This is a genomic window from Marinobacter pelagius, from assembly GCF_003315345.1.
GTDB lineage: Bacteria > Pseudomonadota > Gammaproteobacteria > Pseudomonadales > Oleiphilaceae > Marinobacter > Marinobacter pelagius_A.
Window position 1 is genome coordinate 354,324 of record NZ_QNRO01000001.1, and the last position, 12,614, is coordinate 366,937.

General features: G+C 60.4%; 11 protein-coding genes. All 11 read left to right on the plus strand.

The window, feature by feature from the left end; genetic code table 11:
* The first annotated feature begins 37 nt into the window (after positions 1–37).
* The 11 genes from DET50_RS01775 to DET50_RS01825 all read left to right on the plus strand — a co-directional run bounded on the left by DET50_RS01775 (position 38) and on the right by DET50_RS01825 (position 12,587).
* Positions 38–817 carry an enoyl-CoA hydratase gene (locus DET50_RS01775; RefSeq protein ID WP_113861159.1) on the plus strand — a complete coding sequence of 260 codons (780 nt, stop codon included), beginning with the start codon at positions 38–40 and terminating at the stop codon, positions 815–817.
* Between the two features lie 20 nt (positions 818–837).
* Positions 838–1,908, plus strand: a complete 1,071-nt coding sequence (locus tag DET50_RS01780) for an enoyl-CoA hydratase/isomerase family protein (protein ID WP_113861160.1) — start codon at positions 838–840, stop codon at positions 1,906–1,908.
* A 64-nt stretch (positions 1,909–1,972) separates the two neighbouring features.
* Positions 1,973–2,860 carry a 3-hydroxyisobutyrate dehydrogenase gene (mmsB, locus tag DET50_RS01785; RefSeq protein ID WP_113861161.1) on the plus strand — a complete coding sequence of 296 codons (888 nt, stop codon included), beginning with the start codon at positions 1,973–1,975 and terminating at the stop codon, positions 2,858–2,860.
* A 326-nt stretch (positions 2,861–3,186) separates the two neighbouring features.
* Entirely contained in the window at positions 3,187–5,142 is a 1,956-nt protein-coding gene (locus tag DET50_RS01790) for a type VI secretion system Vgr family protein (RefSeq protein ID WP_113861162.1), read from the plus strand.
* 140 nt (positions 5,143–5,282) lie between these two features.
* Entirely contained in the window at positions 5,283–6,425 is a 1,143-nt protein-coding gene (locus tag DET50_RS01795) for a zinc-binding dehydrogenase (RefSeq protein WP_113861163.1), read from the plus strand.
* Entirely contained in the window at positions 6,425–7,486 is a 1,062-nt protein-coding gene (locus tag DET50_RS01800) for a proline racemase family protein (RefSeq protein ID WP_113861164.1), read from the plus strand. Before DET50_RS01795 ends, DET50_RS01800 begins: the two co-directional genes overlap by 1 nt.
* A 142-nt stretch (positions 7,487–7,628) precedes the next feature.
* Entirely contained in the window at positions 7,629–9,278 is a 1,650-nt protein-coding gene (locus DET50_RS01805; protein WP_113861165.1) for an AMP-binding protein, read from the plus strand.
* Positions 9,275–9,700, plus strand: a complete 426-nt coding sequence (locus DET50_RS01810) for a PaaI family thioesterase (RefSeq protein ID WP_092006667.1) — start codon at positions 9,275–9,277, stop codon at positions 9,698–9,700. Before DET50_RS01805 ends, DET50_RS01810 begins: the two co-directional genes overlap by 4 nt.
* Positions 9,701–9,778: 78 nt before the next feature.
* Entirely contained in the window at positions 9,779–10,585 is an 807-nt protein-coding gene (locus DET50_RS01815) for an ABC transporter ATP-binding protein (protein WP_113861166.1), read from the plus strand.
* Positions 10,582–11,304 (plus strand): ABC transporter ATP-binding protein, encoded by a 723-nt coding sequence (locus DET50_RS01820; protein WP_113861167.1) that lies wholly within the window; start codon positions 10,582–10,584, stop codon positions 11,302–11,304. The genes DET50_RS01815 and DET50_RS01820 overlap by 4 nt, the downstream gene beginning before the upstream one ends.
* 71 nt (positions 11,305–11,375) lie before the next feature.
* A complete protein-coding gene (locus DET50_RS01825) occupies positions 11,376–12,587 on the plus strand; it encodes an ABC transporter substrate-binding protein (protein WP_113861168.1) in 1,212 nt (403 codons plus the stop codon).
* Positions 12,588–12,614 lie beyond the last annotated feature (27 nt).

The following is a 12,614-nucleotide window of genomic DNA, read 5'->3' on the forward strand; positions in this document are numbered from 1 at the left end:
TTCTTCTGACCCCATGTTCACAGGAAGGAAAAACAACATGAGCGACCTCATCCAGCTCGAAAAACGCGGACACATCGCAATCCTGACCATCGACAACCCGCCGGCCAACACCTGGACGGCGGACTCCCTGAAAGCCCTGACTAAAACCATCCAAGAGCTCAACGAAGATAAACACATCTTCGCGCTGGTGGTCACCGGGCAGGGCGAAAAGTTCTTCTCGGCCGGTGCCGACCTGAAATCCTTTGCCGACGGCGACAAGGCCAACGCCAACTATATGGGCCAGCTCTTTGGCCAGGCCTTTGCCGCCCTGACCGCCTTCCGCGGTGTCTCCATCGCCGCCGTCAACGGCTACGCCATGGGTGGCGGCCTGGAATGCGCCATGGCCTGTGATATCCGCATCGCTGAAGAACACGCCCAGATGGCGCTGCCGGAGGCCAGTGTGGGCCTGCTGCCCTGTGCCGGTGGCACCCAGAACCTGCCCTGGCTGGTGGGTGAAGGCTGGGCCAAGCGCATGATCCTCTGTGGTGAGCGCGTTGATGCCGACAAGGCCCTGAAAATCGGTCTGGTCGAGGAAGTGGTGCCCGCCGGCAAGGGCCTGGAGAAGGCGCTGGAGCTGGCCGAGGGTGCGTGCAAACAGAGCCCGTCTGCCGTGGCTCGCTGCAAGAACCTGATCATGAGTGCCCGGGACGGTCGCAGCCACAGCGATGGCTGGCGCATGGAGCGGGAGCTGTTCGTGGAGCTGTTCTACACCGAGGACCAGCGGGAAGGCGTGAACGCGTTCCTTGAGAAGCGCAAACCGCAGTGGAAGAACCGGTAACCGCCGGGGCGAGGACTGTTATGAGCGATCAACCGATTGTCTTTGAGGAGTGGAAAACCGCCGACGGTTCCATGATTGCCGTGGCCCGGCTGAACACTCCGAAGAATCTGAACTCACTGTCCATGGACATGATTCACCTGCTCAAGCCCCAGCTCCAGCGTTGGGCGAAGGATCCGCAGGTGTGTGCCGTCTGGCTCGAGGCCGAGGGCGACAAGGCGTTCTGCGCCGGGGGCGATATCGTCTCCCTGTACCGCAGCATGACCGAACCGGGCACTGCCAGTGAGGGCGAGCGGTTCTTCACCGAGGAGTATGAACTCGACTACCAGATCCATACCTTCCCGAAACCCCTGATCTGCTGGGGCAACGGTATCGTGATGGGCGGCGGTATCGGACTCATGGTCGGCGCCTCCCACCGGGTGGTGACCGAGAACTCGAAAATGGCCATGCCCGAGGTGAATATCGGTCTCTATCCCGATGTTGCCGGTGGCTGGTTCCTCAACCGCATGCCGGGGCGCACCGGCCTGTTTCTTGGCCTGACCGGCGCCAGGATCAACGCCTCCGACGCGTTGTTCGTGGGTATGGCCGACCGTTTCTTGAAGCACAGCCTTAAGGAGCGGGTGATCGAGGCGCTCACAGCCAGTGAGTGGCGCGATGACAGTGCCCACGCCGTGGTTGGCCGGGTGCTCCGCCAGTACGAGCAGCACAGCCAGGATGCCCTGCCGGAGTCACCGGTTCGGGAGCACTTTGACGAGATCAACAGAGTGACCGATGCCGACTCCCTGGAGCAGGTGGTTAATCAGCTGACCGAGCTGGGCAGCCGCGAGGACTGGCTGGGTAAGGTCACCAAAGGGCTTGGCAATGCCTCGCCCACCTCCCTGGCGCTGGTGTGGCGACACCTGCATGGCTGCCGGCACGACAGCCTGAAGGAAGTGCTGGACAAGGAACTGGTGCTGTCCTGCAACTGCCTGAAGAAGGGCGAGTTTGCCGAAGGTATCCGGGCACTGCTGATCGACAAGGATCTGCAGCCCCGTTGGCGCTACGCCTCGCTGGAAGAAATGGACAGCGACTGGCTCGACGACTTTTTCAACTGATTGCCGGATCGGCCGCGGGGAGCCGCGGCCCACTCATCGGAATACAACAACAAGGGGAAGAGATATGGCAAAGATTACCTTTATCGGTCTGGGCAACATGGGTGGCCCCATGGCCTCAAACCTGGTCAATGCCGGCCACGACGTAACGGTGTTCGATCTGTCCAAAGCGGCGGTCGAAGCCCTGGTGGGCGAGGGTGCCAAAACCGCGGACACCGCTGAAGCAGCCGCCCAGGGCGCGGAGTGCGTGATCACCATGCTGCCGGCCGGCAAGCACGTGGAAGCGGTTTACCTCGGCGACGACGGCCTGCTGGCCAAGCTGCCGGCAGGAACCCTGGTCATCGATTCCTCCACCATCGCGCCGGAAACGGCCCGTGGTGTTGCCGAAGCGGCTTCTGCAAAGAACCTGGATTTCATTGACGCCCCGGTCTCCGGTGGTGTCGGTGGTGCCAAGGCCGGTACCCTGACCTTCATCTGCGGCGGTGAGGAAAGCACCTTCAACCGCGCCAAGCCGATCCTCGAGGCCATGGGCAAGAACATCTTCCACGCAGGCCCCCACGGCTCCGGCCAAGTCGCCAAAATCTGCAACAACATGCTGCTGGCGATCCTGATGGCCGGTACCAGTGAGGCACTGGCCCTGGGTGTGCGAAACGGCCTGGACCCTGCCGTCCTCTCCGAGATCATGAAGCAGAGCTCCGGCGGCAACTGGGCCCTGAACGTCTACAACCCCTGGCCGGGTGTCATGGAAGGTGCACCCGCCTCCCGCGACTACCAGGGCGGCTTCCTGGTCAACCTGATGACCAAGGACCTGGGCCTCGCCTTCGACAACGCCGTCAAGAACCAGGCTTCCATCCCCATGGGCGCCCTGGCCCGCAACCTGTTCCAGCTCCACGCCGGACAGGGCAACGGCGAGCTGGATTTCTCCAGTATCCAGCGGCTTTATAAGCCCGAGTGATTGGGGAGGGTGAACCGGTGAAAACGGGGTCAGTCCAGCCTCAGGGGTCTGATGAAAACCTTCATCTGACCCCAAGTTCACCTTAACCCAAAGCTACCGGGAGAAGTCGGGGTCAGAAGAAAGCGTTCTTCAGACCCCAAGGCCATGCATGCTCAGGGGTCTGATGATCTCGTTCATCTGACCCCATCTTCAATCCCACCCCCAAACTCTGGATTTTCTCCAAACACGCTGGTACCTTTCCCAACTTCGCGGGCTCCCCATCAAGGATCCGATGGCACCATCTCCCGCGGATACAACGGACAACCCCATCTTCAAGGACTGAAGACATGCCCCAGGCAAGCGGACTGCAGTTCACCGCCCGTGTCGGTGACTTCCCCTCTGATCATTTCGCCGTGGTCGCCTTTGCGCTGACCGAGAGCCTCTCCGAGCTGTTCCAGGGCCGACTGGAGCTGGCCAGTACCGACCCCGATGTTTCTGCCGACGCCATGCTGGAACAACCCGTCGACCTGATGGTCTGGCAGGACGGCCAACCCCTGCGCCGCTTCACCGGCGTGGTCAACGAATTCGCCCGGGGTGATACCGGCCACCGCCGCACCCGATACGAAGTCGTCTTCCAGCCCCCGCTGTGGCGCCTGGGCCTGATGCACAACAGCCGCATCTTTCAGTCCCAGGGTACCGATACGATCATCCGCACCTTGCTGGAAGAGCGGGGCATCGTGGAGACGATCTTCGACCTGAAACGTGCCCCCGAGGAACGGGAGTACTGCGTCCAGCACCGGGAAAGCGACCTGGCCTTTATCGAGAGGCTGGCGGCGGAAGAAGGCTGGCGCTACCGCTACCAGCACGGCAGCGTGGACGGGGAAGAGCGACCCGCTCTGATCTTTGCCGATCATCACGGCGATGCCCCGAAACTGGAGTCGGCAACTTACAATAGCCAAGCCGGGGGCAGCATCCGGCAGCCGTGCATCTTCCGCTTCCAATACCAGGAGCGGGTCCGCGCCGCCTCGGTGGCCCTCAAGGACTACACCTTCAAAAATCCCGCCTACGCCCTGATGCACGAACAGGGCGCGGCTAACCTGAACCACCGCGAAGACTACCAGCACTACGACTACCCCGGCCGCTACAAAACCGATGCCAGTGGCCAGCCCTTCACCCGGGCCCGCCTGGACGCCCTGAGAAACGATGCCTCCACCGGCCATGGCGAAAGCAACCGACCGGATTTCACCCCCGGCGCCAGACTCCCGCTCACTGACCACGACAACGAAGCCCTGAACCGGGAGTGGTTAATCACCGCCGTCACCCACACCGGCAAGCAACCCCAGGCCCTGGAAGAGGAGAGCGGCCAGCAACCGACCACTTACCACAACTTTTTCAACGTGGTTCCGGCGGACAGAACCTGGCGACCGAGGAGCACGCACAAACCTCTCATGGATGGCCCCCAGATCGCCATCGTCACCGGCCCGGAGGGCGAGGAAATCCACTGCGACGAACACGGCCGGGTGAAGGTCCGGTTGCCGTGGGATCGGCGCCTGCGGCCAAGCGAGGTAGAGAGCGGGAAGAACGACGAACACAGCAGTGCCTGGTTAAGAGTCAGCCAAGGCTGGGCCGGCGGCCAATATGGTTTCATGGCTCTGCCGAGGATCGGCCACGAAGTGATCGTCAGCTTCCTGGACGGCGATCCGGACCAGCCGATCATCACCGGCCGAACCTACCACGCCACCAATCAGCCACCGTACGAGCTACCGGCGCATAAGACCCGCACCACCCTGAAAACCAAGACCCACAAGGGCGAGGGAAGCAACGAACTGCGCTTTGAGGACGAGGCTGGAGAAGAGCAGATCTACATTCACGCCCAGAAAGACCTGGACCTGCTCACCGAGCACAATCGTACCGAGGTCATCAAGAACGACAGTCACCGTACAGTCGGCAACAATCACTTCAGCCATATTAAAGGCGACAGCCATCTCACGGTGAACGGTGAATTCCGGGAAAGTTTCGGTGCCGACTACTGCCTGACCACCAACGGCAATCACTACAGCAAACAGGGCGGAAATCAGCTGGTGGAGGTGGGCACCGAGATTCACCACAAGGCCGGGCTGAAAATCATCATCGAGGCCGGAGCCGAAGTCACTCTCAAGGCCGGCGGCAGTTTTGTGAAGGTAGACCCAGGTGGTGTCACCGTCTCGGGCCCCCTGGTACGGATGAATTCCGGGGGTGCACCGGGCAGCGGCACCACTGTTGAGGCCCGATCACCGGATTTGCCGGAACAGGTCAGAACGTGAAACGCATCGTTATCTGGGGGTAGTGATTTCCGTCTAAAGGCAAATAATGGATACCCGCAACACTCCCTGACACGCCCGGGAATCTCACCTATCCTGACTGGATACCCCAAATTCAGCAGACCAGGGAGGATTCCCCATCCATGATCCCGAACACCATGAAAGCCATGGTTCTTACCGGTCACGGTGATATCGACAAGCTCGAATACCACGACGTTGCCACCCCTCAACCGGGACCGGGCCAGGTCCTGGTCCGGGTGACGGCAACCGCCAAGAACAACACCGATCGCAAGGCGAGGGAGGGGCTCTATCCCACCAAAAAGGGCGAGATGACCTCCTTCAAGATGGGTGGCAAGCCAACCCTGACCTTTCCCCGTATCCAGGGCGCCGATATTGCCGGTCGGGTAGTCGCTGTCGGTGATGGGGTTGATGAGAATCGCATCGGAGAGCGCGGGCTGCTGGATTTCAACATCTATGCCGATGGTAGACGGGACATCAACCTCACTCCGGACTACTACGGCCATGGCGCGGACGGCGGTTTTGCCGAATACGTCGCATTGCCCTCCGATCAGTTCCATCACATTCCGAATTCTGAGTTGTCCGATGCGGAGCTGGCGGCCATGGGCATGTGTTCCTACCAGACCGCCATGCACATGCTGACCTCGGCCAATATCCGGGCAGGGGAGCGGGTGCTGGTCACCGGCGCCAGCGGCGGCGTAGGTACTGCGCTGATCCAGTTGTGCCGCATCATGGGGGCGATCCCCTATGCTCTCAGCAAGATGGACAAGGCGGACGCGCTAATGGCCCTGGGTGCCGAAGCCGTGCTGGATCGCTCGAACATGGACAGCTTCGAGGAGCGGGTGAAGGAGCAGACCGGAGGCAAGCCCATTGATGCGGTCATGGACCTGGTGGGCGGCGAGATGACCGATCGCTTCATCGACACCATGATCTTCGATATGAATGCCCGCGCCACCTACCCGCGGCTGAGCATTGCCGGCGCCAGCGGCGGTAACATCAGCGAAATACTCTGGACGCGCATCTATCTCTACCAGGTGCAGATTTTCGGTGTCTCCCACGGCACCCGGGAGGAGGCGGAACAGCTAATGGCCTGGATCCGGGGCGGCCAGCTCAAACCGGTTCTGCACGGAGCCTTCCGGCTCTCGGATCTGCATCGGGCTGAGGAGTACTTTGTTAACCGGGGCAGTAATTATCTCGGCAAGATCGTGATCGTTCCCGACGCCCAGTGGGAAGAACACGGTAAACCCTACGCCCTGGAGAACGCCTGATGAAGCCGGAGCTGACCATTCAGTTGATCGATACCCATGCCGGCGGCGACGTCAGCCGGATCGTGACCGGCGGCATTGACCTGTTGCCCGGCGACACCGTGCGTGCCCAGATGGAGTACCTGCGGGATGACGCCGACGGCCTCCGGAAACTGCTGCTCGAGGAGCCCTACGGTATTCCGGAAATGTCGGTGGACCTGCTGGTGCCGGCCACGGATCCGCGTGCGGCAGCCGGTTACATCATCATGGAGGTGATGGGTTACCCGATCTATTCCGGTTCCAACACCATCTGCACCGCCACCGCCGTGCTCGAAGCCGGTATCGTGCCCAAGCAGGAGGGCAAGCAGAGCTTCATGCTGGAGTCGCCGGCCGGACTGGTTCAGATCGAGGCCACTGTGCATGACGGCGTGGTCGAAGCAATCACCTGCGAGGGGCTGCCCAGCTATATTCACACCTACAAAGCCAGCATTGAAGTGCCTTCTCTGGGCAATGTGACCTACAGTGTCGCCTACAGTGGTGGCTTCTACGCCTTGGTGGATGCGAAAGAGCTGGGCTTCGATCTGACCCTGGACGAAGAGCGGAAACTGGCGGAAACCGCCCATGCCATCGTTGAGGCCATCCAGGCGGAGCGGGGTTTCTCCCATTACACCCTGGGTGATGTCGGCCCGCTGCCGTTCCTGCACTTCATGGGGCCGGAGGAGCACGTTGCGGAGGGTTATTACCGGTCTCGCTCGGCTACCTATGTGCATCCCGGGGTCATCTGTCGCAGCACCACGGGCACCGGCACCTCGGCCCGCCTGGCACTGATGAATTACGAAGGCAGGATCCGCCCTGGCGACAAGCTGGAGACTGTCTCCCTGAGGGAAACCGGCTTTATCGGCGAGTTCACCTCGGTGGAAACCGAGGGCGAGTACCAGGTAGTGAAAAACAGCATTACCGGCAAGGGCTACGTGATCGCCCGCTCCGATATCGTGGTGAACTGCGATGACCCGATGGTGGACTGTGACGGCCTCCATCATATCCTTTCAGCCCGCCATAAAGGTGATATTACGCCAAAGTCCTGATCTACCGGCCCGTTTGCGGATGACGTGATAAAACGACCGCAAACGGGCGGGCTATTAGTCTAAGGTTTACCTTTACGTAAAGTGAAGCCTGTGCTAAACCTTGGGCCTGTGCAGTCAAAGATAAAAACAACAGGAGTTCACGATGAGCCTTCCGAAATACACCGATGTGTACAACAACTTTGATGCAGCCGCTCTGGAAGCGGACATCCTGGACGGACGTCTTGATAGCGGCTTGAACGTATGCCACGAGATCTGCGACAAGTGGGCCACCGACCCCCAGAAGGTCGCCCTGTTCTACGAAACTGCAGACGGTGGTGATGGCACCCTGACGTTTGCGGAGCTCAAGGCCGCCTCCGCCCGCTTTGCCAACTATCTGAAATCCCGGGGAATCGGCAAGGGTGACCGGGTTGCCGGCCTGTTGCCCCGAGGCCCGGAACTGCTGATTGTTATTGCCGGTGCCCTCCGGGCTGGCGCGGTCTACCAGCCGCTGTTTACCGCGTTTGGCTCGGGCGCCATCGAGTATCGCCTCGAGCGTGCAGGCACCAAGCTTGTTGTCACTGACCCTGCCAACTACCCGAAGCTCACCGAAGTGAAGAACTGTGCCCCGGTGCTGTGCGTTAATGCCAGTGAGACCGGCGCCGATGTCCAGGATTTCGAGGAAACTCTGGCACAGCAGTCCGACCAGTTCGAGCCGGTGATGATCAAGGGTTCCGATCCGTTCCTGCAGATGTTCACCTCCGGCACCGTCGGCAAGGCGAAAGGTGTTGCGGTGCCCGCGAAGGCACTGCTCGCGTTTTACGTTTACATGAAGTACGCCATCGACCTGCGTGATGACGATGTGTTCTGGAACGTGGCCGATCCGGGCTGGGCCTACGGTCTTTACTACGCGGTGGTCGGCCCGCTGATGATGGGCCACGCCACCCACTTCAACCCCGGTGCCTTCACCCCCGAATCCACCTACGACATGATCCGCAAGTACAAGATCACCAACCTGGCGGCGGCTCCCACGGCCTATCGCCTGCTCAAGGCCAACGATCAGGTGCTGCCGGAAGGCGAGAACCTGGGACTGCGCGTGTGCAGCAGCGCCGGTGAACCTTTGAATCCGGAGGTGGTCAACTGGATCAAGAATCGTCATTTCTGCCCGGTCAAGGACCATTATGGCCAGACCGAGACCGGCATGACCTGCTGCAACTTCCATGGTCTGGAGCATCCGGTGCGCGAAGGCTCCATGGGTTATTCCTCACCGGGCCACAAGGTGGTTGCGCTGAACGAGAAGAACGAGGAAGTAGGCGAGGGCGAGATCGGCCAGCTGGCTGTGGATGTGAAAGCATCTCCGCTGTTCCACTTTGATGGCTACACCTGGGGTGAGAAAGATCCGTTTGTGAACGGTTACTACCTCACCGGTGACATGGTGATCTGCCACGGTGACGGCAGCTTCTCCTTCAGTGGTCGTGATGACGACATCATTACCACCGCCGGTTACCGGGTTGGCCCCGCCGACGTGGAGAGCACTCTGCTTGAGCACGCCGCCGTCGCCGAATCGGGTGTGGTGGCGAAGCCGGATGAGAAACGGGGTGCTATTATCAAGGCTTACGTGGTCATCAAGAGTGGTCAGGAGCCGGCTGATGACCAGGCCCTGAAGGACGAGCTCCAGGAACTGGTCCGTCGTCGCCTGTCCACCCACGCCTTCCCGCGGGAGATCGAGTTCGTGGATGAGCTGCCGAAGACCCCGAGCGGCAAGATCCAGCGATTCGTACTCCGTAACCGTGCCAAGGACGAAGTCGACGCATGATCATCACCTTCGAAGAGCTTCAGGCGTTCCTCGAGGAGCAGTTTCCGCAGGGTGAGGCATTCGGCACCCTGCAGAAGCTCGGGGACGGCTGGGCCGAGATGCGCCTGGAGGTGGACGAGGAGCACCTGCGGCCCGGAGGCACTGTCTCCGGGCCTGCGATGATGGGGCTGGCGGACGTAACCATGTACGCCGCCCTGCTCAGCAAGATCGGGTTGGTGCCCCTCGCGGTGACTACCAACCTGAACATCAACTTCCTCAGGAAGCCGGCGGCCCATGCCGCCATCTGGGCCCGCGCCAACCTTTTGAAGGTGGGGCGGACCATGGGTGTCGGGGAAGTGTTTGTCTATTCCGAGGGGGTGGAGGAGCCGGTGGCGCATTCCACCATGACCTATTCGATTCCCCCGGAAAAATACAGAAATTAGGTATTGACGTTTACGTATACGTCAATCTACTCTGTAGTTAATTCAGAAGTACAACAATAACAAAGGGTATAGTGGCTCATGAGTGAACAGTACGTTCTCGAGACCCGTAACCTGGTCAAGGAGTTCAAGGGGTTCGTCGCCGTCGATGACGTCAACCTCAAGATCCGTAAAGGCGATATCCATGCGCTGATCGGCCCCAATGGTGCCGGCAAGACCACGGTTTTCAATCTCCTGACCAAGTTCCTGATCCCGACCAGGGGGCAGATCCTCTATAAAGGCGAGGACATCACCTCCCTGAAGTCCGCCGCCATCGCCCGCAAGGGGGTGGTTCGCTCCTTCCAGATATCGGCAGTATTCCCGCACATGACCGCGCTGGAGAATATCCGCGTTGCATTGCAGACATTCGAAGGCAACTCCTTCAGCTTCTGGCAATCCGGAGCCCGCCTGAACAAGCTCAACGAACGCGCCATGGAATTGCTGGACGCGGTCGGGCTGACCAGTTTTGCCAATACCACCACCGTCGAGTTGGCCTACGGCCGGAAGCGGGCACTGGAGCTGGCGACCACGCTGGCGATGGAGCCGGAAATCCTGTTGCTCGACGAACCGACCCAGGGTATGGGCAGCGAGGACGTAGACCGTGTGGTCGAGCTGGTGCGCAGTGCTGCCAAGGGCCGGACCGTGCTGATGGTGGAGCATAACCTGAGTGTGGTCAGCAAGTTGTGTGACCGCATTACCGTACTGGCCCAGGGTGCCGTATTGACCGAAGGCGACTATGAAACGGTCTCGGCCGATCCCCGTGTACGCGAAGTCTACATGGGCACCGATGGCAGCGGAGAGCGGGGCGCCGCCGACACCAATCCTGCCAGTGCGGAGGCCGCACAATGAGCCACGGACCGGACAAGGAATACGAACAGCTGCGGGTTTCCGGACTGCACGCCTTCTATGGCGAGTCCCATATCCTGCATGGCATCGACATGGTGGTTCACCGTGGTGAACTGGTGACCCTGCTGGGGCGCAATGGCGCCGGCCGCACCACGACCCTGAAAGCGATCATGAACATGGTGGGTCGTCGCACCGGCTCTATCATGATCAACGGGGAGGAGACCATGTCCTGCGCTCCCCATCACATTGCCAGGTTGGGTGTCGGGTATTGCCCCGAACATCGGGGCATTTTTTCGTCACTCAACGTTCAGGAAAACCTGACCCTGCCACCGGTGGTGCGCAGTGGCGGGATGAGCCTGGAAGAAATCTACACCATGTTCCCGAATCTCTACGAGCGTCGGTTCAGCCAGGGCACCAAGCTTTCTGGCGGCGAACAGCAGATGTTGGCCATGGCGCGCATCCTGCGTACCGGAGCCAACATGCTGCTGCTTGACGAAATCACCGAGGGCCTTGCCCCGGTGATTGTGGAGAAGTTGGGGGAGGTACTGACCGCCCTGAAAAACAAGGGGCTGACAATAGTACTGGTGGAGCAGAATTTCCACTTCGCTGCGCCATTGGCCGACCGCCATTACGTGGTCGAGCATGGCCAGATCGTAGAGGAAATCCGTGCCGATGAGCTAAGTGCCAAACAGTCGGTGCTGGACAGCTATTTGGGAGTGTAACCCGGATAGAACGAGAGTAGAAAAGCAACAACAACCCGAACCAACGCAAGTACAGTAGCGGAGATACAACAATGACAATGATGAAAAAGCTTCTGACCTCAGCCGTTGCCTCAGCCCTCATGGTGGGTGGCGCCCAGGCCGAAATTTCCGGTGATACCGTCAAGATCGGTTATCTTGCCGACATGTCCGGTACTTATCGTGACCTGGCTGGTCCGAATGGTCTCAAGGCCATGGAGATGGCGATTGCCGATTTCGGTGGCAAGGTGAAGGGCGCCGAGATCGAGGTGGTCAGCGCCGATGACCGTAACAGCCCGGATGTAGCCTCCAGCACCGTGCGTCGCTGGGTGGAGAATGAGGGTGTCGACATGGTCGGTGGCCTCGTTGCCTCATCCGTCACCATTGCGGCCACCAAGATCCTGGAAGAGAACGACAAGCTGGGCCTGGTGTCCGGTTCTGCCGCCTCCAGCATCACCAACGAGCACTGCACCCCCAACCACATTCACTACGTATATGACACCTACGCGCTCTCTATCGGTACTCCGACTGCGATCGTGCAGGAAGGCGGCAAGACCTGGTATATCCTGACCGCGGACTATGCCTTCGGCCACGCCATGGAAGCGGACGTGACCCGGGTTGTTGAAGCCAACGGCGGTGAAATCGTCGGCAGCATCCGTCATCCGTTCCCGACTCCGGATTTCTCCTCGTTCATCCTGCAGGCCCAGGCTTCCGGTGCTGATGTTATCGCCCTCGCCAACGCCGGTGCCGATACCACCAACGCCATCACAACCGCTGCAGAATTCGGTGTGACCCAGGCGGGCCAGACCATCGCCGGCCTCGTTGTATTCCTCAGTGATGTACACGCACTGGGTACTGAAGTGGCCCAGGGGCTGCAGCTGACCACCGGCTGGTACTGGGACATGAACGATGAGACCCGCGCATGGGCTGATCGCTTCCTGGAAGCAACCGGCGCCCGGCCGACCATGGTGCACGCGGGTATCTACTCCAGTACCATGCAATACCTGAAGGCGGTGGAAGCGACCGGTTCTGACGACGCCCAGACCGTCCGCAAGCAGATGATGGAAACCCCCATCAACGACATGTTCGCCAAGAACGGTCGTATCCGCGAGGACGGACGTATGGTGCATGACATGTACCTGGCCCAGGTGAAGACTCCGGAAGAGTCCACCGGCGAATGGGACCTCTACGATATCGTTCGTACCATTCCGGCCGAGGAAGCCTACCGCCCGCTCTCCGAGAGCAAGTGCAAACTGGTAAACAACTAAGCAAGGCTGCAAGAACGGAACTCCCCG